The organism is Streptosporangium sandarakinum (genome assembly GCF_013409935.1).
Taxonomy (GTDB): domain Bacteria; phylum Actinomycetota; class Actinomycetes; order Streptosporangiales; family Streptosporangiaceae; genus Streptosporangium; species Streptosporangium nondiastaticum.
Map to the genome: position 1 here is coordinate 977426 of NZ_JACCCO010000001.1, position 22198 is coordinate 999623.

Below are 22198 nucleotides of genomic sequence, written 5' to 3' on the forward strand. Positions count from 1 at the left end.
GAGGGGCGGCGACAATGACCGAACGGAAGGTGGCGGGCCGGTACCACCTGATCGAACCCATCGGCGAGGGCGGCATGGGCGTCGTGTGGCGCGCCCATGACGAGCTCCTCGACCGGATCGTGGCGATCAAGGAGGTCCGCTACCGCGACGTCGACGGCGCCGCCCGGGCGGACCTGAACCGGCGGACCATCCGCGAGGCCAGGAGCGCCGGGCGGCTCGACCACCCGTCTGTGATCATCATTCACGACGTGGTGGAGGAGGACGGCCGTCCCTGGATCATCATGCAGCTGGTCCGGTCGCGGTCGCTGGGACAGGTCGTCCGCACCGGGGGGCCGCTGCCGCCCGGACGGGTGGCGGCCGTGGGGACGCAGGTGCTGGGCGCGCTGCTCGCGGCGCACACCGCCGGGGTGCTGCACCGTGACGTGAAGCCCGAGAACGTACTGCTGGCCGACGACGGCCGCGTGGTGCTCACCGACTTCGGCATCGCCTCGATGGCCCAGGAGACGGGGATCACCCGGACCGGCGGGGTCGTCGGCACCCCGGCGTTCCTGCCGCCCGAGCGGCTCCACGGGCTGCCGGCCACCCCCGCGTCGGACCTGTGGTCCCTCGGGGCGACGCTGTACGCGGCCGTGGAGGGCCGCCCGCCGTTCGAGCGCGCCACGGCCGCGGCGACCATGATGGCCGTCCTGCACGGCGAGCCCGCGCCCATGTCGCACACCGGGCCGCTCGCCACCGCGATCCTTGGACTGATGGCCAGGGAGCCCGCGGAGCGGATACCGGCCGAGCAGGCCATGGCGCTGCTCACCCGGGCGTCCTCCGCGACGTCCGGCGGGAGCGAGGCGGGCGTCCTCCCGGCGGCCGGCGCCGGGGAGCCCGCCGGGCCCGCCGGGCCGCCGACGAGGCCCTCGGGCCGCGGCTCCCGGGCGGCCCGCTCCGGGGAGCGGTCCCGTCCCGCCGAGACCGCGCCGCAGGGATCCCACCCGCGGTACGAACCGCAGGGCGAGGGGATGCGGCACGACCTCCAGCCGGGGCTGCACGCCTTCCCCGACGGCCCCGCCGCCGTCCCGGGGCACACGTTCCCGGATGACCCGCGGGCCCTCCACGAGGGTCCCGGGCACCGGGGACGGCCGGGTCACCCCGCCGCGCCGGCGTACCGGGACGAGGCGCCGTACGGGGGCCTCCCGCCGTACGGCGGCGGCCAGGAGCGGAACGGGTCGCCGCACCCGGGTGGGCACGGCGGCGCCCCGGCGGCGTATCCGGAGGCGCCGCCGTACGGCGGCCCGTACGGCGCCGCGCCGTACACGGGGGGCCCGCACGGAGCCGTGCCCCATGGAGGGGACCCGCACGGGGCCGCGCCGTACACGGGGGGCCCTCATGGGGCCGCGCCGCACGCGGAGAGCCCGGCCCACCCCGGCCCGCCGCAGCCCGGGACGCCGTACCGGGAGGTCGCGGCGCACCGGGAGATGCCGCCGTACCCGGGCGGCCCGGCGGCCGGCGGGCCGCCGGCGCACGGCGGCGACCCGGAGCGGCCCGGTTACCGGAGCGCCCCGACGCAGGCCGGGCACCGGGCGCACCCGGACGCCTCGCCGCACCCGGACGGACGGCCGGGCCGCGGACGGGCCGCCGGGGACGACGCGCCCGGGGACCGGCGCTTCCCGGTGGCGCAGGCCGCGCTGGTGGCCGGTTCCGCCGCGCTCGCCGTGCTGCTCGGTGTCGGCGGCTGGCTGGTGTTCCAGGACTGGCAGCCCGCGACCGGGACGGCCAGGGAGACGTCCACCCCGTCCGGCGAGGCGACCGCCTCCCCCCGGCCCTCCGGGACGCCCCGCCCGACCGCCTCCTCGTCGGCGGGCACGGGCCGGACGACGCCCAAGGGCTGGCGGACCTACCGCGACCGGCTGGGCTTCACGGTCGACGTGCCGCGCGGCTGGGCCGCCCGGCGGTTCCCCGACCGGGACCGCGTGGAGTTCCGGGCCCCGGGGTCGAAGACGTTCCTGTGGATCGAGTCGACCGAGGACCCGGAGAAGGACCCGGTCCGGCACTGGCTGAAGGTCGAGCGGAGCGGGCGGGCCAGGCAACTGTGGCCCGGCTACCGCCGCATCGGCATCAGCGCGCGGACGTACCTCTCCCAGAGCGCCGCCGACTGGGAGTTCACCTACCTCAAGGGCGGGGTCCCCACGCACGTCCTCGACCGGGGCTTCCACACGGCCACCGGCCGCCCGTACGCGATCTACCTGGAGAGCCCCGAGTCCGACTGGAACCGGGCCCTCTTCAACAACATCGTCCGGGGCTTCCGGCCCTGACCGGGGCCCGGGGGCGGGGCGCCGCCGGTTCACCGATCGAGCCGGCGGCCGGCGCCCGGGACGGGGACGATGTGGCCCGGACGCCACGGCTTCGGACGCCGCGGCTCCGGATGCCGTCCCCCGGACGCGGCGGTACCCGGTCTCACCACCTGGAATACTGAAATGACCATTTATGACGGCACATAACCTCGATGACATGGATGAAACCACTCGGTCCTCGGCGGTCCGTGACGGCCTCGGGGTGGGGATCGCCGTGGGACTGGCCGGGCTGGCGTTCGGCGCCGCCGCGGCGACCGCCGGACTGACCGTCGCGCAGGCGTGCGCGCTGAGCGTGTTCGCCTTCACCGGGGCCTCACAGTTCGCCCTGGTCGGGGTGGTCGCGGGTGGCGGCAGCCTCGTCGCCGGCACCGCCGGCGCGCTGCTGCTCGGCGCCCGCAACGGCCTGTACGGCCTGCGCATGGCGGACATCCTGGGTGTACGGGGCTGGCGGCGGCTGCCGGTCGCGCACGGCATGATCGACGAGACGACGGCCGTGTCCCTGGCCCAGCCCGACGCGAGGGCGGCCAGGACCGGGTTCTTCGTCACGTTCGCCACCCTCTACCTGACGTGGAACGCCACCACGCTGCTCGGCGCGGCCGGGGTCTCCCGCCTGGCCGACCCGGACGTGCTCGGCCTGGACGCCGTGGGCCCCGCGACCTTCCTCGCCATCCTGTGGCCCCGGCTCACCGGGGGCGGGCCCGACGTCCGCACGCTGCGGCTGATCGCGGGCGGCGGCGCGGCGGCGGCACTGGCCACCACGCCGTTCACCCCGCCGGGCGTGCCCGTGCTGATCGCCGCGGCGGCCGTGCTCGCCGTGGTGCTGAGGAGGCCCGCGTGAGCGGCACGGGCGTCTGGTGGGCCGTCGTGGCGACCTGCGCCGGGTGCTACGTGCTCAAGCTCGCCGGGCTGTCGGCCCCGCGCCGGGTGCTCGACCACCCCCGGGTGCAGCGGTTCGCGGCGCTGGTGCCGGTCGCGCTGCTGGCCGCGCTGGTCGCGGTGCAGACCTTCGCCCAGGGCCGGTCGCTCCACTTCGACCTGCCGCGCACCGCCGGGCTCGGCGCGGCCGTCGTCGCCCTGCTGCTGCGCGCGCCCTTCCTGGTCGTGCTGGCCACCGCCGCGGTCGTCACAGCCGTGCTGCGCCACCTGCTCGCCTGAGAGCGGACCCGACTCCGGGTTTCGGGAATGTGATAGTAAATCCTGGGTATTCGGCACCCCATGACCGATTCTCAGGTGATCATCGGCTCCCGATACCGACTGCTGGAGCAGATCGGCCGGGGAGGCATGGGTACGGTCTGGCGGGCACGTGACGAGGTGCTCGGCCGGGACGTCGCGGTCAAGGAGGTCATCCCCTCCCCCGACCTCTCCAACCTGGAGCGTGAGATCTTCACCTTACGGACGCTGAGGGAGGCCCGCGCCGCCGGGCGCATCGGCCACCCGGGCGTCGCGACGGTCTACGACGTCATCGAGGAGAGCGACCGCCCCTGGATCGTCATGCAGCTCGTGGACTCCAGGACGCTGGGGGCCGTGGTCCGCGAGGACGGTCCGCTGCCGCCCAGGCGGGTGGCGGAGATCGCGCTCGACGTGCTCGGGGCGCTGGTCGCCGCCCACCGGGTGGGCGTGCTGCACCGCGACGTCAAACCCGACAACGTCCTGATCGCGAGGAACGGCCGGGCCGTGCTGACGGACTTCGGCATCGCGATGCTGGAGGGCGACTCGTCGGTCACCCGGACCGGGGCGCTCATCGGCACCCCGGCGTTCATCGCGCCCGAGCGGGCCGGCGGGGGACCGGCGGAGTTCGCCTCCGACCTGTGGTCGCTCGGCGTGACCATGTACATGGCCGTCGAGGGCCGCTCCCCCTTCGAGCGGGCGCATCCGCTGGCGACGCTCAGCGCCGTCATGCACCAGGACCCGCCGCCGCTGCGGTCCGCCGGGCCGCTGGCGCCGGCGATCTTCGGGCTGCTCGGCAAGGACCCGGCGCGGCGGATGACCGCCGAGGAGCTCCAGATCCACCTGCAGGCGATCGTGAGCGGGGCCGAGCCGCAGCCCACCGCGCCCGTCGCGCTCCCGTCTGGCGCGGTCCCGCGGCCCCGGGCCGCGTCCGGCGCCCTGCCCGGCGCGGTGGCGGCCACGGCGGCGAGGGCGGAGGCCACGCCGCCGCCGGAGTCCCCCGGCGAGCCCCCCGGGTACACCCCGGGCCGCCCGCCTCGGCGGCGGCTGCCGGGCGGCGCCCTGGTGGCCGCGGCGCTCGCCGCGACCCTGGCCTCCGGCGCCTTCGCCTGGGTGAACGTCACCGACCCCGGATCCACGACCATACGGCAGACCGTCCCGGCGAGCGTCCCCGTCAAGAAGAAGGCCCCGGAGAAGGCCAAGCCGTCCGAGGCCCCCGCCACGAAGGAGCCGACCGACACCCGCGACGGCGGCGGGACAGGGCGCTCCACCACGTCGCCTCCGACCGGGCCCCGGCAGGGCGGCGACGCCCGGCGGGACGGCGCGGGCGGGGCCGAGGACGCTCCGGCCCCGAAGCCGGACGACAGGCCGTCGAAGGACCCCGGGAAGGGGGCGGAGGAGGCGGGGGAGAAGCCGGAGAAGAACTCCGGTGAGAAGCCGGAGAAGCCGAAGGACCAGGGAAAAGCACCGGAGGACTCCGGCGAGGGCAACAGCCGGGAGTCCGACAGGGAGCCGGCGGAGGAGGGCACGCGAAATCAGGGGGAGAACCAGGGCGGGGACTCGGTCGATCCGTACAGCGGGCCGAACGCCACGGGGGGAAAGGCGCCGGAGGCCGGCACGGAAAAGGTCACGGTCCTGGCGGGCGGTAGGGACGCCGGGTGACCCGGGACCGGGAGACCGCCCCGGGGGCGGACGGCCCGGCCGGTCTCCGGGACCCGTCCGGCGGATCGTCACCACGACGAGGGTCCGCCGGGCAGGCCCCGGAGACCGGTCGCGGACCGGTCATGGTGAGCCCGCGGACCGGTCTTCCGGCGCGGCCCCGGAAGACCGTCAGAAGTCCGCGCCGACGAGCTCCAGGGCGCGCGCCAGGTCCTCGGGGTAGTCGGTGGTGAACGTCATCCACTCCCCCGTCACCGGGTGCTCGAAGGCCAGCGAGACCGCGTGCAGCCACTGCCGGGTCATGCCCAGCCGCGCGGCCAGCTTGGGGTCGGCGCCGTACAGCATGTCGCCGACGCAGGGGTGGCGCAGCGCCGACATGTGGACCCGGATCTGGTGGGTCCGGCCCGTCTCCAGCTTGATGTCCAGCAGCGACGCGGCGCGGAACGCCTCGATCGTGTCGTAGTGGGTGACCGAGTCCTTGCCGCCCGCCACGACCGCGAACCGGCCGTCGCCGACCGGGTGGCGGTCGATGGGCGCGTCCACCGTGCCGCGCAGCGGGTCGGGGTGGCCCTGGACCAGCGCGTGGTAGCGCTTGTCGACGGTCCGCTCCTTGAAGGCCCGCTTCAGGCGGGAGTAGGCGATCTCGCTCTTGGCCACGACCATGGCGCCGGTGGTGTTGGCGTCGAGGCGGTGCACGATGCCCTGCCGCTCGGCGGCGCCGCTGGTCGCCACCCGGTGGCCGGTGCCGAGCAGGCCGCCGATCACGGTGGGCCCGGTCCAGCCGACGGTGGGGTGGGCGGCCACGCCGATCGGCTTGTTGACGACGACGATGTCGTCGTCCTCGTAGACGATCGTCATGCCGGGGACCGGCTCGGCGACCGGCATCGGCGTGGTGGGCGGGGGCGGCAGCGTGACGTCCAGCCACGCGCCCGCGTGGACCCGGTCGGACTTGGCCGCGGGCGAGCCGTCCACCAGCACGTCCCCGGCGGCGACCAGCTCGGCCGCGCGGGTGCGGGACAACCCGAACAGCCGGGACAGCGCCGCGTCGAGACGCTCGCCCTCCAGGCCGTCGGGAACGGGGAGACTCCGCTGTTCAGCCATCACTTCTCTGCTCTTCCGGTGTCGCGGGTGCCGTCGATCTGGTAGCCCCTCCAGGCGAGGAAGACGGCCAGGATCCCGCCGCAGACGATCGCCGAGTCGGCGATGTTGAAGACCGGGAAGTGGCCGGGGAAGGTCTCGATGAAGTCGACCACGTGCCCCTGGAACGGCGAGGGCCGGCCGAAGCCCGAGGGCCAGCGCAGGAGCCGGTCGGTCAGGTTGCCGAGCGCCCCGCCGAGCATCAGCGCGAGCGTGACGGCCCACGGCAGGCTGCGCAGGTGCCGCGCGGTCCGCAGGATGGCGATCACCACGGCGGCGGCGACGAACGTGAAGACGATCGTCATGCCGGTGCCGATGCTGAACGCGGCCCCCGAGTTGAAGATCACCCGGAACTGGAGGAGGCCGGGGATGAGGACGAGGGGGTCGCGGCCCTCCAGGGTCCTCAGCACGACCGTCTTGGTGAGCAGGTCCAGGCCGTAGATGATCGGGACGATCGTGGCGAGGACGGCGATCCTCCGCCTGCCCGGCGGGGCGGCCGTCACCGCCCCCTCCGCCGGGCCGCCGGTCAGCGGCGCTCCTCCCGTTGCTTGCAGGCCACGCACAGCGTCGCCCTCGGGAACGCCAGCAGACGTTCCTTGCCGATCTGCTTGTGGCACGATTCGCACACTCCGTAGGTACCCGCGTCGATCCGGGCGATCGCCCGCTCATTCTGCGCGACCAGGTCGCGTGAATTCAGGGTAAGGGCGATCTCGCGTTCTCGTTCATACGTCCGCGCCCCGGCGTCCGCCTGGTCGTCCCCCGCCCCGTCCGTCACATCACGGGCGGCGATCTCGCTCTCCGCCTTGACGATCTCCTTGGTGAGCTCTTCGATCTCCCCGGCCAGTCGCTCGCGGACCTCCGCCAGTTCCTCGGCCGACCAGGTGGCGGAACCGTCCTGCGACGGCCCCGCGGCGCTCTCGTCTGCGCGCACAGTCGCGGCCATGCCGGCCTCCTCGTTCGATCGGACCGTAACCCGATGCGGTAAACGGTGCGGGCAGCTTAGGTCCGCGATAACAGAACGGCAAACGACCCGCCCACATGTTTACCACTCCCGTACCATCCGGCCCCGTACTCTCCCCCCGCGCGCACCGATGATATTCGGGAAGCTTCCGGCGGGCGGGTGCGTTATCGTGGGAGTTCGCAAGGCGTTGACGGGGACGAGTACGTCCGGGCCTCCCTCGCGCGAGCGACCCGGGGACGGTGTGAGCCCGGGGCGAGAACCCGGACGGAAATCACCCCCGAGCCGCCGGAGGAACGGCCCGCGACGGGCTCAGTAGAACCGGCAGCGAACCGAAGGAAGAGGGCCTCCCTCCGCCGTTCCCGGCGGTGAGGGGTCAAGGAGGGTGGTACCGCGGGGCCGCGAGGTCTCGTCCCTCCACGCCACTGCCAGCACCAGCGTGGAGGTCCCGCCCGTCATGTCAGCCCGCTTCCGTCCCCTTCCCGCGCAGGTCGACCTGCCCGCGCTCGAACACGAGGTGCTCGGCCGCTGGCGTGACGGCAAGATCTTCGAGCGTTCGGTCGAGCAGAACGCGGGCGGCCCCACGTGGGTCTTCTACGAGGGCCCGCCCACCGCGAACGGCATGCCCGGCGTCCACCACGTCGAGGCCCGCGTCTTCAAGGACCTCTTCCCCCGCTACAAGTCGATGCAGGGCTACAGCGTGCCGCGCAAGGCCGGCTGGGACTGCCACGGCCTGCCCGTCGAGGTGGCGGTGGAGAAGGAGCTCGGCCTGTCCGGCAAGAAGGACATCGAGTCGTACGGCGTGGCCGAGTTCAACGCCCGGTGCCGCGAGTCGGTGCTGCGGCACGTGGACGCCTTCGAAGAGATGACCGAGCGGATGGGCTACTGGATCGACCTGTCCCAGGCCTACCGCACGATGGACCCCGACTACGTCGAGTCGGTCTGGTGGTCGCTGAAGGTCGTCTTCGACAAGGGCCTGCTGTTCCGCGACTTCCGCATCACCCCCTACTGCCCGCGCTGCGGCACCGGCCTGTCCGACCACGAGCTGGGCCAGCCGGGCGGCTACGAGACCGTCTCCAGCCCGTCGGTCTACGTCCGCATGCCCGCCACCTCCGGCCCGCTGGCCGACCTCGGCGCCTCGCTGCTGATCTGGACCACCACGCCGTGGACGCTGGTGTCCAACACCGCGGTGGCCGTGCATCCCGACGTCACCTACGTCGCGGCGCGCCCCGCCGGGTCCGACGAGGTGCTGGTGGTGGCCGAGCCGCTGCTGGCCGCCGTCCTGGGCGAGGGGGCCGAGGTGCTGGCCTCCTTCCTGGGCGCCGACCTGGAGCACACCTCCTACTCCCGCCCGTTCGAGCTGGTCGACATCCCCGGCGCCCACTACGTGGTGCTCGGCGACTACGTCACGACCGAGGACGGCACCGGCCTGGTCCACCAGGCCCCGGCGTTCGGCGCCGACGACATGACGACCTGCAAGCGGTACGGCCTGCCGGTGGTCAACCCGGTCGGCCCGGACGGCCGCTTCCTCGACACCGTCCCCCTGGTCGGCGGCCGGTTCTTCAAGGACGCCGACGACGACCTGACCGCCGACCTGGCCGCGCGTGGCCTGCTGTACCGCGGCGGCCACTTCGAGCACAGCTACCCGCACTGCTGGCGCTGCCACACCGCGCTGCTGTACTACGCGCTGCCCGCCTGGTACATCCGGACCACCGCGATCAAGGACCAGCTCCTCGCCGAGAACGAGAAGACCAGCTGGTACCCCGAGACGATCAAGTGGGGCCGCTTCGGCGAGTGGCTGCGCAACAACGTCGACTGGTCGCTGTCGCGGTCGCGTTACTGGGGCACGCCGCTGCCGCTGTGGGTCTGCTCCGCCGACGACTCGCACGTCACGTGCGTGGGCTCGCTGGAGGAGCTGGGCCGGCTGGCGGGCCGCGACGTGTCCGCGCTCGACCCGCACCGCCCCTACGTCGACGACGTCACCCTGCCCTGCCCCGACTGCGGGGCCGAGGCGCGCAGGGTGCCGGACGTGATCGACGCCTGGTACGACTCCGGGTCGATGCCGTTCGCCCAGTGGGGCGCCCCGCTGCGCAACGCCGAGATGCTGGAGAAGGCCTACCCGGCGCAGTTCATCTGCGAGGCCACCGACCAGACCCGCGGCTGGTTCTACTCGCTGATGGCGGTCGGCACGCTGGTCTTCGGCCGGTCCTCCTACGAGAACGTGCTCTGCCTCGGTCTGATCCTCGCCGAGGACGGCCGCAAGATGAGCAAGCACCTCGGCAACGTGCTGCAGCCGATCCCGCTGATGGACCGGCACGGCGCCGACGCGCTGCGCTGGTACATGGCCTGCGCCGGCTCCCCGTGGGCCGCCCGCCGGGTCGGCCACGCGGCCCTGGAGGAGATCGTCCGCAAGGTCCTGCTGACCTACTGGAACACCGCGGCGTTCTTCACCCTGTACGCCGACGCCGAGTCCTGGACACCGGCGGCGCTCGCCGAGGCCCCCTCCCCCGCCGACCGGCCGCTGATCGACCGCTGGGCGCTGGCCGAGCTGCACCGTACGGTCGCCGAGGTGACGGCGTCGCTGGACGACTTCGACACCGCCCGGGCCGGGCGGCGGCTGACGGAGTTCCTCGACGACCTGTCCAACTGGTACGTGCGGCGTTCCCGCCGCCGGTTCTGGTCCGGCGACGTCTCCGCGTTCGCCACGCTCTACGAGTGCCTGGAGACCGTGACCCGGCTGATGGCGCCGGTGGCGCCGTTCCTCACCGACTACGTCTGGGACGTCCTGCGCGGTGACGACGCCCCCGCCTCGGTCCACCTGGCCTCCTGGCCCGTCGCGGACCCGGCGCTGCTGAACCCGGAGCTGTCGGAGCAGATGGCGCTGGTGCGCCGGCTGGTGGAGCTGGGCCGCTCGGCCCGCGCCTCCAGCGGGGTCAGGACCCGCCAGCCGCTCGGCCGGGCGCTGGTGGGCGCCCGCGGCTGGGCGGCCCTGTCGCCCGAGCTGCACGAGCTGATCGCCGACGAGCTCAACGTGCAGACGCTGGAGGACCTGTCCGGCATCGGGTCCGACCTGGTCTCCTTCACGGTCAAGCCCAACTTCCGGGCGCTGGGCAAGCGGTTCGGCTCGCAGACCAAGCTGGTGGCCGCGGCCGTCACCTCCGCCGACGCGACCGTGCTCGCCCACGCGCTCCGCGCGGGCTCGGCCGTCACGGTCGAGGCCGCCGAGCTGGGCCCGGTGGAGCTGACCGCCGACGAGGTCATCGTCACCGAGCAGCCGAAGGCCGGCTGGGCGGTAGAGACGGGCGCCATCGGCACCGGGACCGGTGAGACGGTCGCCCTCGACCTGGCGATCACCGACGAGCTGCGCCGCGCCGGCCTGGTCCGCGAGGTCGTCCGCCTGCTCCAGGACGCCCGCAAGTCGACGGGCCTGTCCATCTCCGACCGGATCGACGTGTGGTGGTCGGCCGACGGCGCCGACCTGGCCGAGACCCTGCGGGCCCAGGGCTCGGTCGTGGCCGACGAGGTGCTGGCCGTCTCCTTCACCGAGGGGAGCGCCGACGGGCCCGCCGTGCACCGCGACGACGACCTCGGGCTCGCGTTCCAGCTCCGCCGTACGGCCTGAGCCCCTCCGGTGGTCCTCCCGTAGCGGCGGGAGGACCACCGGAGGGAGACGCGGGAGAGAAAGCCGAAGGGCCGCCGGGAGGATCTCCCGGCGGCCCTTCGGCGTCGTCCGGGCTCAGCCCTTGCCGGGGCGGCAGACCGTGCAGCCGCTCAGCCCGGCCTCCTCGGCCTCGGCCACGGTCATCGTCTCCACGCCGTCGTCGTCTCCTCCCCCGACCAGGGGGCAGGACGGGTCATGGAAGCGGCGGGTGCCGACGATCACCTTGACCGTCCCGGCGGGCGGCTCGTCCCGGACGGCGGGGAACCCCCGGGGCGCGGTGTCGTCATCGGCGGTGTCGTCATCGGTGTCCCCTTCGCCGGAGGCGTCGGCGGTCGCGACGGGGTCGTCGCCGTCCGCGGGACCGGAGGGGTCCGGGGACTTTCCGGAGGGGTCCGAGGGTCCCGGAGAGCCGCTCTCGCCGGAGCCGGAAGCCTCGGGGGCCTCGGACTCAGGGGCCTTGGATCCAGGGGCCTTGGATCCAGGGGCCTTGAAGGCGCCGGTCTCACCGGAACCGTCGGACGCGCCGGTCTTGTCCGAGGCGTCGGTCTCGTCCGAGGCGCCGGTCTCGTCGAAGGCGTCGGTCTTGTCCGAGGCGCCGGGTTCCGCCGAGGTGGAGTCGGCCGTCGACCGCGACCCGGCGCGCCCGGGAGCGGTCTCGGCCGGCTCCACCGGCTCGGAGTCGCCGGCCGCCCGTGCGGGGGCGGGCCGGCTCGTGGCCTTCCGGCTCTCGGCGGAAGGCGTCCCGGCGGTTTCGCGGTCACCGGGGACGGACCCGCCGCGCTCCGCGGAGTCGTCCGGAACCGGTCCGGCCGGGGTCTCGTCGTGCGAGACCGGTTCGGTCGCCTCGCCGGCCGGGGCCTCGTCGTGCGGGGCGGGCTCGGTCTCCTCGTCGGCCGGGACGCCGACCGCCTGCTCACCGGCCTCCGCCCGGAGGTCGACGGCCGGGAACTCGCCGGTCTCGGGCTCGGCGTCCTCGGGTCCGCTCTGCTCCGGCTGCTCGATCGCGGTCTTTCCGGACCCGGCCTTCGCGGACCCGGTCACGGTGGACCCGGCCTCGGCGGGCGCGTCCTCGGACCTGTCGGCCTCTGGCTTCGCGGGCACGGACTCGGTGGCCTCGGGCTCAGTGGGCTCGGGCCTGCCTGGCCTCGGCTCGGCGGCCTCGGCGGGCGCGGCGCCGGCCGGAGCGGGCCCGGAGGTCGTCCGCTCGGCCGCCGGACCGGCCGCGCCACGGCTGAACCAGCTCGTGGCATCGGGGTCGTCGGAGGTCTCCGGCGCGGGCCGCGAGGGCCGGGCGGGAGACGGCGGCGCGGCCGTCCCCGAGGCGCCGGAAGGCGGGCCGTCCTGCGCGTCCGGTGCGGCGGACGCCTGGGCGGCGGGCCGGGTCGCCGGAGCCGGGGGTGCCGGCTCGGCGGGCGAGGCCACGGCGGCGGAGGCCGACGGGGTCATCGAGGTCGCCGGGGGCACCGGGGCCGCGGACTGGTCGGGAAGGCACGTGGTGCAGGGCGTGAAGCCCTCCTCCCGCGCCTCCTCCTGGGTGAGCTCCTCGTGATTCCGGCCGGTGAGCTGCCGGCATCCCGCGACGTGGTAGCGCCTGCGTCCCGGGACCACCAGGACGATCGCCCCGGCGTCCGGCAGGCCCCGCCTCGCGGCGGGGGAGGCGGCGACCCGGCCCGGCCGAGGCCGAGCCGGGGCGGTCGCCGTCTGCCGCGCCATCGGGTGGGGGACCGGCGTGGCCGGTCGGCCCGGTGGCATGTGCGGCGCGGGCACGGGGCCGGTGGGCGCCGGTTCCCTGGGCTGGAGCGGAGGGGTCGCTCCGGCGCGCCCGCCGGGGAACAGTTCGTGGCGGCGTAACAACGCCCCGATCACCAGGAAGACCGCGGACAGCACGCTGATCGCGATCGACCACATGACCAGAAAAGGTTTGGCCAGCACGAATCCCACGATGAGCAGGACGATGGCCGTGAGGACCAGACCGGCGCTGATGAGGATCACAGGGGAACTCCCGGATACGGGTCAGGGGGATGACCCGACACCCTAGCGCCGGTCGTTGTGGGGACCGTCAACGCCCTGGAAGGCACCCGAGTGCTGCGCCGGCTCGCCGCCGAACGGACCCGCGGCGCCCTGCATCGGCTGCGGACCGCCCGGCGTCACGGCGTGGGACATGGCCGGGGGACCGCCCACGATCGGGAACGCGCCGCTGCCCTCGCCCGCGACGTTCAGCTCGGCGAGCTGGTTCTCCAGGTAGAGCTTCAGGCGGCTGCGGTACTCCCGCTCGAAGCTGCGCAGCTCCTCGACCTTGCGCTCCAGCTCGTCGCGGTTCTGCACCAGCGAGCCCATGGCCTGCCGGTGCCGCTCCTGCGCGTCGCGCTCCAGCGTCTCGGCCCGTGCGCGGGCGTCGCCGATGACCTGCTCGGCCTGGCGGCGGGCCTTGCCGAGGATCTCGTCGGCCTCACGGCGGGCCCGGGTCACCGTCTCGTCCGCCTCCCGGCGGGCGTCGGCGATCGCCTGGTCGGCCGTCTGCTGGGCCAGCGCGAGCACCCGTGCCGCGGTGTCCATGTTGTCCTCGGCCTGCGGCATGCCCATGGCGACGGGGACGGGCTGCTGGTGCTGGACGGGCTCCGGAGCGCGCATCGGCTCCGGCTGCTGCATCATCATCTCGGGCTTGGGCTCGGCGACGGGGGCGGGAGCCATGGCCATGTTGACGTTGCCGGGCACCTTGCCCCGCAGGCACTCCGCCAGCTTGGCGCGGAGCTCCTCGTTCTCCTGGATGAGGCGGTCCAGCTCGGACTCGACCTCGTCGAGGAAGGCGTCAACCTCTTCCTCGTCGTACCCCGGCCTCAGCCGGGTCGTACTGAACTGCTTGTTCCGCACATCAGCGGGCGTCAGCGGCATTTCGGTCTCCTTGGCGCGCTTGGAGTCTGTCCGGAGGGACGGTACCCGATCAACGAAGCGCGGACACGAGTCGGATCAAGACCAAGACCACAATGAACAGCACTGTGAAGCTTAGGTCAAAGGCCACCGTACCCAACCGGAGTGGTGGAATGAAACGGCGGAGGAACTTGAGAGGTGGGTCGGTGACCGTGTACACGGCCTCCGCCAAGACGAGCACGGCCCCGGTGGGCCGCCACTGGTGCGCGAACGCCTGCACCGTCTCAAAGATCATTCTGCCGATCAGCAGAACCAGATAGAGGGAGAGGATGATGACCAAGATCTCGCTAACGATCCCCAAGGTCCGCCCTCGTCTCTGATCCGCTCCGCCGCTTCCGGTCTTGTCTGGACCTGTCCGGCCGGTCACTGTTCATGGTGGAACTCTAGCTCTGGTTGAAGAACCCGCGTTCCGCGATTCGGGCCTTGTCCTCGGCGGTCACCTCGACATTGGCTGGGGACAACAGGAACACCTTGTTGGTAACACGTTCAATGCTGCCATGTAGGCCAAAGACCAGACCTGCCGCGAAATCCACAAGCCTCTTGGCGTCGCTGTCAACCATCTCGGTCAGATTCATGATGACCGGGGTGCCGTCGCGGAAATGCTCCCCGATTGTCCGGGCCTCGTTGTAGGTGCGCGGATGAAGCGTGGTGATGCGCGCCAGATCGGTCGTACGGCGCTCGATGACAGCCGTCGCGGGCCTCGGGGCGGGCACCCCGGGATCGGCCTCGTCCTCGCGGTCCTGGACCGCGCCGGGACGCTCCTCCCCCGTCCGCCGCGAGTCGTCGAACTCCTCGTACTCCTCGTCGGAATAGCTGTCGTATCTGTCGTAGCGGTCGTCCTCCACAAGACCGAGGTAGACCGCCATCTTGCGCATCGCGCCGGCCATCGCTGCTTCTTCCTCCGCCTTACTTCGCTTTGCCTGGGGCGGTAGCCGCACCCCCTTGGAGCTCACCACCGATCGACCTCTATCCGGGTACGCGGACGCCAAGGTCCACTTGAAGGGACATTACCTGACCAAGGGCTTCCGGCGACCGAGCAACGCCGTACCGACACGCAGGTGTGTCGCGCCGTTGGCGATGGCCTCCGTCATATCGCCGCTCATCCCCGCCGATATGACGTCCGCCCCCGGGTGGGTCTTCCGTACGGCCTCCGAGATCTCCCTCAGCCGGGCGAAGGCCCGGGCCGGGTCCCCGCCCAGCGGCGCGACCGCCATCACCCCGCCCAGCCTCAGCCCGCCGGTCCCGGCGACCGCGTCGGCGAGCGCCGGGACCTCCTCCGGCAGCGCGCCACCGCGTCCGGGATCGCCGTCCAGGGCGACCTGCACCAGACAGGTGACCTCCCGGCCCGCCCGGACCGCCTCCCGGCCCAGCGCGGACACCAGCCGGAGCCGGTCCACCGAGTGGACGACGTCGGCGTAGGAGACCACCGAGCGGGCCTTGTTGGTCTGCAACTGGCCGATGAAGTGCCAGGTCAGCCCCAGGTCGGCGCATTCGTGCGCCTTGGCCGAAGCCTCCTGGTCGCGGTTCTCCCCCACGTCGGCCACCCCCAGCTCGGCCAGCAGCCGCACGTCGGAGGCCGGGTAGGTCTTGCTCACCGCGACGAGCGTCAGCTCCTCGCGCCTGCGGCCGGCGGCCCGGCATGCCTCGGCGATGTCCGCCTCGACCCTGGCCAGACCGGCCGCGATCTCTTCACGTCGCGTTGTATCCGTCACTTCTCCGCCGCTCGAACCCCGACAAACCGGCGGAACCCATTCTTCCCTGTCACGGCCGGGCATCCCGCGGGCCCCCCGGCCGTGAGCAAAGTCACTTCAGGAAGTCGGGGACGTCGAGCTCCTCCTCCTGCTCCTCGAAGACCACCGGACGCCGCCGGGCGGTGTCCGGGATCCGCGCGGAGATGGGCGTGGGAGCGGGCGGTTCGGGCGCCGGGCGCGGGATCGACACCGGCGGGGCCGCCGGCTCCTCGACGCGCGGCGGCTCGTGCTGCTCGACCGGCGCGTGGGCGGGCGCGGCGGGCTGGACCGAGTGGATCTGCTGGGCCGCCGGGGCCGGCGCGGGCGGGTGCTCGACCGCCGGGGCGGGCTGCGGCGGGGTCACCGGGCGGACCGGCGCGGGCGGGTGCTCGACCCTGGGCTCGGCCCGGAACTCCGGCCGCGGCTCGGCCTTCACCGTGGGCGCCGCCGGACGGGCCGGCGGAGCCGCCGCGGGAGCCGTGGCCGGACGAGCGGGCGGCTGCTGTTGCTGCGGCCGGGCCGCCTGCGGCACGGCCTTCTTCTCCTCCGCGGCGGGCTCGTCGAAGCCGGCCGCGATCACGGTGACGCGGACCTCGTCGCCGAGGGCGTCGTCGATGACCGTACCGAAGATGATGTTGGCGTCCGGCGCCGCCGCGTTGGAGACGAGCTGGGCGGCCTCGTTGATCTCGAACAGGCCGAGGTCGGAGCCGCCCGCGATCGACAGCAGCACGCCGTGCGCGCCGTCGATGCTGGCCTCCAGCAGCGGACTGGAGACGGCCATCTCCGCCGCCGCGACCGACCGGTCGTCGCCGCGCGCGTGGCCGATGCCCATGAGCGCCGAGCCCGCGCCGGACATCACCGACTTCACGTCGGCGAAGTCCAGGTTGATCAGGCCGGGCGTGGTGATCAGGTCGGTGATGCCCTGGACACCGGAGAGCAGCACCTGGTCGGCCGCCTTGAAGGCGTCCAGCACGCTCACCTGCCGGTCGGAGATCGACAGCAGCCGGTCGTTCGGGATCACGATGAGGGTGTCGACCTCCTCGCGCAGGGTCTCGATGCCCGCCTCGGCCTGCATCGCCCGGCGCCGGCCCTCGAAGCTGAACGGCCGGGTGACCACACCGATGGTCAGGGCGCCCAGGGATCGCGCGATGTTGGCCACCACGGGGGCGCCGCCGGTGCCGGTGCCGCCACCCTCACCGGCGGTGACGAAGACCATGTCGGCGCCCTTGAGGACCTCTTCGATCTCCTCGCGGTGGTCCTCGGCCGCCTTGCGCCCGACCTCGGGGTTGGCGCCCGCGCCGAGGCCGCGGGTGAGCTCTCGCCCCACGTCGAGCTTGACGTCGGCGTCACTCATCAGCAGCGCCTGAGCGTCGGTATTGATGGCGATGAACTCGACGCCCTTGAGTCCCTCCTCGATCATCCGGTTGACGGCGTTGACTCCGCCTCCGCCGATTCCTACAACCTTGATGACCGCGAGGTAGTTCTGCGGTGCTGCCACGACGAGGGGCCTTTCCGCTCGTTGACTTGCAATTTCCCGCGGCACGGGGTCCCGTGCCGTCGCTTTCAAAACTCTCACCCTCAAGTTGAGATTTAGATTTATGTCAACCTGAGGAGTGATACGGACAGTAGGAGTTACGCTCCGGGCGGGTCAACTAACCGGGCCCCAAGCGCGCCCGGCGTGTCGCGCGCTGTCCTTTTCCCGGCGCCCGCGGCGGGGACGTCACTTCACCGTCACGACCTCGGGTGAGCTCACGTCATAGGTGTCCGCCCGGCTCCTCAGGAGCGTGGCGAGGATCCGCGCCTTGTCCGCGGAACGGTCGCGCCCGCCCCACACCACCGTGCGGCCGTCCTTCAGCCGCAGCGAGACGGTCTCGGGCGAGGGCGCGGCCACCTCCGCGACCCGCCCGGCCAGGCTCCCCGGCAGCGCCCCGACCACGGCCAGCGCCGCGACGGTCGCCGGATCGCCCGCCCCCGGGCGGCCCACCCGCAGCGTCGGAAGGCCCGGCGGCGCGACGTCCCTGACCTCGATCACCACGCCGTGGCGGTCCACCAGCGCGGCGCGGTCCCCCTGCGGCACCACCGCCGCCGGCCTGCGCTCCACGACCCTGACCGCCAGCGTGCCCGGCCAGTCGCGGCTGACGGAGACCGACTCGACCCGGCGGATCGCGCCCACCTTCGCCTTGACCTCGGCCACGTCCACGGTGGCGAGCGGCCGGCCGGCGGCCACGCCCGTGGCCCGCCGGATCTCCTCGACCGGCAGGACCGCGTTGCCCGTCACCCGGATCTCCCGCACGCCGAGGACCGGTGAGAAGAACACCAGCCACACGACGCTGCCCACCACGCCCGCGGTGAGCAGTCCGAGGAAGGCCGTGCGCCAGACTCCGCTCAAAGGTCGCTCACCGCTCCCCGCTCGCTCCGCGGGCCGATCGTCCCTCACGGACCACTCCGCTCCCGCATCCGGCTCGCTCCCGGCTCAAAGGTCGCTCACCGCTCCCCGCTCGCTCCGCGGGCCGATCGTCCCTCACGGACCACTCCGCTCCCGCATCCGGCTCGCTCCCGGCTCAAAGGTCGCTCACCGCTCTCCCCCTGCCCGGGTCACCGCGTGGCCAGCTCCGCCACGATCCGCGGGCCCAGCTCGGTCACGTCGCCCGCCCCCATGGTGAGCACGATGTCGCCGGCCCTGGCCCGCTCCGCCACCAGGGCGGGGACGCTCTCCCGCTGCGGCGCGTAGCTCACCCGGTCCTCCGGGAGTGGCACCTTGCCCGCGACCAGGGCCCCGGAGACGCCCGGCTCGGGGTCCTCCCGCGCACCGTAGACGTCCAGGACGACCACCTCGTCGGCCAGGCCGAGGGCGGCGCCGAACTCGTCGGCGAAGAACCGCGTCCGGGAGTACAGGTGCGGCTGGAAGACCGCGATGACCCTGCCGGAGCCGGAGAAGGACGCCACCACGTCCCGTGCCGCGCGCAGGTCGGCCACCAGCTCGGTCGGGTGGTGGGCGTAGCTGTCGAAGACCGCGACCCCGCCGGCCTCGCCCTTGGCCTCGAACCGGCGCTTGGCCCCGGTGAAGGCGGCCAGGCCGTCGCGGATGTCGTCGAAGGAGATGCCCAGCTCGGCCGCGACGGCGATGACCGAGGCGGCGTTGAGGGCGTTGTGCCGGCCCGGTACGGCCAGCCTGACCCGGCCCAGGCCGCCGGCCGTGAAGGTGACGCCCAGGCCGTCCGGGGTGATGTCGCCCACCCGCAGGTCGGCGTCCTCGGTCTCGCCGTACGTGACGACCTTCAGGCCGCGGGCGCGGGCCACCGGCGCCAGGGCCGCGGAGCCCGGGTCGTCGGCGCAGAGCACCATGGTCCGGCCGACCCGCTCGACGAAGCGGGCGAAGCTGTCATAGACCGCGCGGGGATCGCCGTAGTTGTCCAGGTGGTCGGGCTCCACGTTGGTCACCACGGCGATGTCCGGGGCCAGCATCAGGAAGGAGCCGTCGCTCTCGTCGGCCTCGGCGACGAAGACCTCCCCGGCGCCCTCGTCGGCGCCCAGCCCGGTGGTCACCAGCTGCCCGCCGACGCAGTAGGACGGGTCGGCGCCGCACTTCTGCAGCGCCACCGTCAGCATCGACGTGGTGGTGGTCTTGCCGTGGGTGCCCGCCAGGGCGACGCCGGTCCGGCCCGCCATGACCGAGGCCAGCGCGGCGGCCCGCGGGATCACCCGCAGGCCCTGGCGCAGCGCCTCGCCCAGCTCCGGGTTGGAGTCGCGGATCGCGGTGGAGACCACGACCGTGTCGACGTTCTGGACGTGCGAGGCGGCGTGGCCGATGTGGACCCTCGCCCCCAGCCCCCGAAGCTCGTTGACCAGCTCGGAACCGCGGGAGTCGCTGCCGGACACCCGCACGCCGCGCTTGAGCAGGATGCGGGCGATGCCGGACATGCCGGCACCGCCGATCCCGATGAAGTGGACCCGCCCCAGGTCTTCGGCCGCGACCGGATCCACCAACTTGACCAGGCTCATCGGCCGCTCACCACTCCCCGACTCCCATTCATCGGTCGTTCACCGGTCCCCGCCCAAAAGTCACTCACCGCTGCCCGCTCAAGGTCGCTCACCACTCCTCGCTCACTTCGCGGGCCGATCGTCCCTCACGGACCACTCCGCTCCCTCGTCGGGTTCGCTGCCCGCTCAAGGTCGCTCACCACTCCTCGCTCACTTCGCGGGCCGATCGTCCCTCACGGACCACTCCGCTCCCTCGTCGGGTTCGCTGCCCGTCACTCCACGCCCCGCGCGATCCGCAGCACCCGCCGGGCCAGCGCCATGTCGGCGTCCTTGCGGCCCATCCGGGATGCGGCCTCCGACATGGAGACCACCCGCTCCGGGTCGGACAGCACGGGCAGCACGTTGTGGATGATCCACTCCGCGTTCAGCTCGGCGTCGTCGACCAGCAGGCCACCCCCCGCCCGCACGATCGGCTCGGCGTTGAGCCGCTGCTCGCCGTTGCCGTGCGGGAGCGGGACGTACGCCGCGGGCAGGCCCACCGCGGTCAGCTCGGCGCAGGTGATGGCGCCGCCGCGGCACAGCGCGAAGTCGGCGGCGGCATAGGCGAGGTCCATCCGGTCGACGTACTGCAGCACGACGTACTGGGGGTCGCCGGGCGGCGGCTCCTCCTCCAGCGTGTTGTTCGGGCCGATGATGTGCAGCACCTGGATCCCCGCGCGGCGCAGCGCCGGGGCCGCGGCGAGGGCCGCCCGGTTGATCGAGCGCGCCCCCTGGGAGCCGCCGGTGACCAGCAGCGTCGGCAGGTCGGCCTCCAGACCGAACCAGGAGCGCGCCTTGTCGCCCATGGACAGCCGGTCCAGCGAGGTGATCTCACGGCGGAGCGGGATCCCGATGTACTCGGCGCCGGACAGCGGCGTGTCCTGCTGGCCGATGAACACGTGGTCGGTCAGCCGCGCGCCCAGCCGGTTGGCCAGGCCGGGCCGCGGGTTGGCCTCGTGCACCACGATCGGCACGCCGCGGCGGCGCGCCCCGAGGTAGGCGGGGGTCGCGACGTAGCCGCCGAACCCGACGAGGACGTCGGCCCCGACCCGCTCCATGATGCCCGCCGCGGCGCCGATCGCGCCCGCCAGACGGCCGGGCACGGTCAGCAGCTGCGGGGTGAGCGACCGGGGCAGCGGTACGGCGGGCACGAGCTCCAGCTCGTATCCCCGGGCCGGCACCAGCCGCGTCTCCAGGCCGCGTTCGGTGCCGAGGCAGGTGATCCCGATGCCGGGATCGAGTTGGCGCAGCGCGTCGGCCAGGGCCAGCGCCGGTTCGATGTGACCAGCCGTCCCGCCGCCGGCGAGGACCACCCTCATGTCGGTCCCTTCACGTATCGTCTTCCGTTGGCCGGCCGCCGTGTGCGGGCCGGACCACCCAGGCCAAGCCAGCTTAGGCCCCGCGCCGCCGGTCCCGGGCCACGCGCGGCCAGGGCCTCGCGCGCGCCGGGCTCCTGTTTGGCGAAGCTCAGCAGCATCCCGAGGGCGGCGAGCGTGGGCAGCAGGGCCGACCCGCCGTAGGAGACCAGCGGCAGCGGGATGCCGGTGATGGGCACCACGCCGATCACCGCGCCGATGTTGACGATCGCCTGCCCGACGATCCAGGCCACGATGGCGGCGGCGGCGAGCCGGACGAAGGCGTCCTTCACCCGGACGGCCACCCGCAGCCCGGCGTAGCCCAGCAGCCCGAAGAGGGCCACCACCACCAGGGTGCCCATCAGGCCGAGCTCCTCACCGATGATGGAGAAGATGAAGTCGCTCTCGGCGTGCGGGATCCAGCTCCACTTCTGCCGGCTGGAGCCCAGCCCCAGCCCGAACCAGCCGCCGCTGCCCATGGCGATCTGCCCCTGGACGGCCTGGTAGCCGGTGCTCTGCGCGTACTTCCACGGGTCCAGCCACGCCTCGACCCGGCCCAGGCGGTACCCCTCGGTGCTGATCATCACGACGGCCGCCAGCGCCGCGACGGCCAGGATGCCGCCGAACAGCCGCAGCGGCGCCCCGACCACCCACAGCAGGGCCAGGAAGATCATCATCAGCACGAGCGTGGTGCCGAGGTCGCTGCCCAGCATGACCAGCAGGGCCAGGATGACCGCGCCGGGTATGAGCGGGATGAACAGGTGGCGCCACTCCATCGTCCCGGAGCGCGCCCGGCGCGCCAGCAGGTCGGCCCCCCACAGCGCGAACGCGAGCTTGGCCGGCTCCGACGGCTGGATGGTCAGCTCGCCGATGTAGATCCACCGCTGTGCTCCGAGCTCCGACTGGCCGATGAACAGGACCAGGACCAGCCCCAGCACCGCCAGGACCATCAGCGGATAGCCCGCGAGCCGGAAGTACCGAACGGGGAGCCTCGAACAGATCCACATCAGCAGCAGCCCCAGGAGCATCGCGATGAGCTGCCGCCCGAACAGGGCGAACGCCGATCCCCTGGTTTGGAGCGCCTCGATGCTCGACGCCGACAGGACCATCATCAGCCCCAGAGCCATCAGCAGCGCGCTGACGCCTGCGAGCAGGTAGTACGAGAAGAGAGGGCGCCCCAACAGCTCCCTCACCCGCGCAAGCTGCTCCCGGGGAGTGTCAGAGTCCGCCGTTCGATCGGATCT

Annotated in this window: 18 protein-coding genes; 5 read left to right on the forward strand and 13 right to left on the reverse strand. The window is 73.4% G+C overall.

Annotation, left to right across the window (positions count from 1 at the left end; all coding sequences use genetic code 11):
• The first annotated feature begins 14 nt into the window (after positions 1-14).
• The 4 genes from HDA43_RS04240 to HDA43_RS04255 all read left to right on the forward strand — a co-directional run bounded on the left by HDA43_RS04240 (position 15) and on the right by HDA43_RS04255 (position 5168).
• Positions 15-2300: a serine/threonine-protein kinase gene (locus tag HDA43_RS04240; RefSeq protein ID WP_179818395.1), complete on the forward strand. Its 2286-nt coding sequence runs from the start codon at positions 15-17 to the stop codon at positions 2298-2300.
• 196 nt (positions 2301-2496) lie between these two features.
• Positions 2497-3177 (forward strand): AzlC family ABC transporter permease, encoded by a 681-nt coding sequence (locus HDA43_RS04245; protein WP_179818396.1) that lies wholly within the window; start codon positions 2497-2499, stop codon positions 3175-3177.
• Positions 3174-3494 (forward strand): AzlD domain-containing protein, encoded by a 321-nt coding sequence (locus HDA43_RS04250; RefSeq protein ID WP_179818397.1) that lies wholly within the window; start codon positions 3174-3176, stop codon positions 3492-3494. Before HDA43_RS04245 ends, HDA43_RS04250 begins: the two co-directional genes overlap by 4 nt.
• A gap of 60 nt (positions 3495-3554) precedes the next feature.
• Positions 3555-5168 carry a protein kinase domain-containing protein gene (locus HDA43_RS04255; RefSeq protein WP_179818398.1) on the forward strand — a complete coding sequence of 538 codons (1614 nt, stop codon included), beginning with the start codon at positions 3555-3557 and terminating at the stop codon, positions 5166-5168.
• Positions 5169-5336: 168 nt separating this feature from the next.
• On the opposite strand, the gene HDA43_RS04260 is transcribed toward HDA43_RS04255, so the two are convergent.
• Genes HDA43_RS04260 through HDA43_RS04270 form a run of 3 tightly spaced genes read right to left on the reverse strand, consistent with a single transcriptional unit; the run spans position 5337 to position 7233 of the window.
• Positions 5337-6266: an RluA family pseudouridine synthase gene (locus HDA43_RS04260; RefSeq protein WP_179818399.1), complete on the reverse strand. Its 930-nt coding sequence runs from the start codon at positions 6264-6266 to the stop codon at positions 5337-5339.
• Complete coding sequence (lspA, locus tag HDA43_RS04265; protein ID WP_312872988.1) at positions 6266-6805, reverse strand: signal peptidase II; 540 nt, start codon at positions 6803-6805, stop codon at positions 6266-6268. Before lspA ends, HDA43_RS04260 begins: the two co-directional genes overlap by 1 nt.
• A gap of 23 nt (positions 6806-6828) precedes the next feature.
• Positions 6829-7233 (reverse strand): TraR/DksA family transcriptional regulator, encoded by a 405-nt coding sequence (locus HDA43_RS04270; RefSeq protein ID WP_229810913.1) that lies wholly within the window; start codon positions 7231-7233, stop codon positions 6829-6831.
• A gap of 484 nt (positions 7234-7717) precedes the next feature.
• On the opposite strand from HDA43_RS04270, the gene ileS reads away from it, so the two are divergent.
• The gene (gene ileS, locus HDA43_RS04275) at positions 7718-10882 is read left to right on the forward strand and encodes an isoleucine--tRNA ligase (protein WP_179818401.1); all 3165 of its coding nucleotides are present in this window, start codon (positions 7718-7720) and stop codon (positions 10880-10882) included.
• Positions 10883-10996: 114 nt separating this feature from the next.
• Here the strand turns inward: ileS and HDA43_RS04280 are convergent, their stop codons facing one another.
• From HDA43_RS04280 to ftsW, 10 genes are all read right to left on the reverse strand, one after another.
• Positions 10997-12913 (reverse strand): hypothetical protein, encoded by a 1917-nt coding sequence (locus HDA43_RS04280; protein WP_179818402.1) that lies wholly within the window; start codon positions 12911-12913, stop codon positions 10997-10999.
• 42 nt (positions 12914-12955) lie between these two features.
• Positions 12956-13813, reverse strand: coding sequence for a DivIVA domain-containing protein (locus tag HDA43_RS04285; protein ID WP_179818403.1), 858 nt, complete (start codon positions 13811-13813; stop codon positions 12956-12958).
• A 49-nt stretch (positions 13814-13862) separates the two neighbouring features.
• Positions 13863-14150, reverse strand: coding sequence for a YggT family protein (locus HDA43_RS04290; protein ID WP_179818404.1), 288 nt, complete (start codon positions 14148-14150; stop codon positions 13863-13865).
• 82 nt (positions 14151-14232) lie between these two features.
• On the reverse strand, positions 14233-14736 hold the full coding sequence (locus HDA43_RS04295) for a cell division protein SepF (RefSeq protein WP_179818405.1): 504 nt from the start codon (positions 14734-14736) through the stop codon (positions 14233-14235).
• A 120-nt stretch (positions 14737-14856) separates the two neighbouring features.
• On the reverse strand, positions 14857-15561 hold the full coding sequence (locus tag HDA43_RS04300; protein ID WP_179818406.1) for a YggS family pyridoxal phosphate-dependent enzyme: 705 nt from the start codon (positions 15559-15561) through the stop codon (positions 14857-14859).
• 91 nt (positions 15562-15652) lie between these two features.
• Positions 15653-17077, reverse strand: coding sequence for a cell division protein FtsZ (ftsZ, locus tag HDA43_RS04305; RefSeq protein WP_179818407.1), 1425 nt, complete (start codon positions 17075-17077; stop codon positions 15653-15655).
• A gap of 222 nt (positions 17078-17299) precedes the next feature.
• Positions 17300-17968, reverse strand: coding sequence for a cell division protein FtsQ/DivIB (locus tag HDA43_RS04310; RefSeq protein ID WP_179818408.1), 669 nt, complete (start codon positions 17966-17968; stop codon positions 17300-17302).
• Between the two features lie 206 nt (positions 17969-18174).
• Positions 18175-19581 (reverse strand): UDP-N-acetylmuramate--L-alanine ligase, encoded by a 1407-nt coding sequence (murC, locus tag HDA43_RS04315; RefSeq protein ID WP_179818409.1) that lies wholly within the window; start codon positions 19579-19581, stop codon positions 18175-18177.
• A gap of 251 nt (positions 19582-19832) precedes the next feature.
• Positions 19833-20918, reverse strand: coding sequence for a UDP-N-acetylglucosamine--N-acetylmuramyl-(pentapeptide) pyrophosphoryl-undecaprenol N-acetylglucosamine transferase (locus HDA43_RS04320; RefSeq protein ID WP_179818410.1), 1086 nt, complete (start codon positions 20916-20918; stop codon positions 19833-19835).
• Positions 20915-22147, reverse strand: a complete 1233-nt coding sequence (gene ftsW, locus HDA43_RS04325; protein WP_312872989.1) for a putative lipid II flippase FtsW — start codon at positions 22145-22147, stop codon at positions 20915-20917. Before ftsW ends, HDA43_RS04320 begins: the two co-directional genes overlap by 4 nt.
• Between the last annotated feature and the right edge of the window lie 51 nt (positions 22148-22198).

What these genes read in the sequence shown, in the direction of transcription:
- HDA43_RS04240 (WP_179818395.1), top strand. Translation starts at nt 15, where the DNA reads ATGACCGAACGGAAGGTGGCGGGCCGGTACCACCTGATCGAACCCATC.
- HDA43_RS04245 (WP_179818396.1), top strand. Translation starts at nt 2,497, where the DNA reads ATGGATGAAACCACTCGGTCCTCGGCGGTCCGTGACGGCCTCGGGGTG.
- HDA43_RS04255 (WP_179818398.1), top strand. Translation starts at nt 3,555, where the DNA reads ATGACCGATTCTCAGGTGATCATCGGCTCCCGATACCGACTGCTGGAG.
- HDA43_RS04260 (WP_179818399.1), bottom strand. Translation starts at nt 6,266, where the DNA reads ATGGCTGAACAGCGGAGTCTCCCCGTTCCCGACGGCCTGGAGGGCGAG.
- ileS (WP_179818401.1), top strand. Translation starts at nt 7,718, where the DNA reads ATGTCAGCCCGCTTCCGTCCCCTTCCCGCGCAGGTCGACCTGCCCGCG.
- HDA43_RS04285 (WP_179818403.1), bottom strand. Translation starts at nt 13,813, where the DNA reads ATGCCGCTGACGCCCGCTGATGTGCGGAACAAGCAGTTCAGTACGACC.
- HDA43_RS04295 (WP_179818405.1), bottom strand. Translation starts at nt 14,736, where the DNA reads ATGGCCGGCGCGATGCGCAAGATGGCGGTCTACCTCGGTCTTGTGGAG.
- murC (WP_179818409.1), bottom strand. Translation starts at nt 19,581, where the DNA reads ATGAGCCTGGTCAAGTTGGTGGATCCGGTCGCGGCCGAAGACCTGGGG.
- HDA43_RS04320 (WP_179818410.1), bottom strand. Translation starts at nt 20,918, where the DNA reads ATGAGGGTGGTCCTCGCCGGCGGCGGGACGGCTGGTCACATCGAACCG.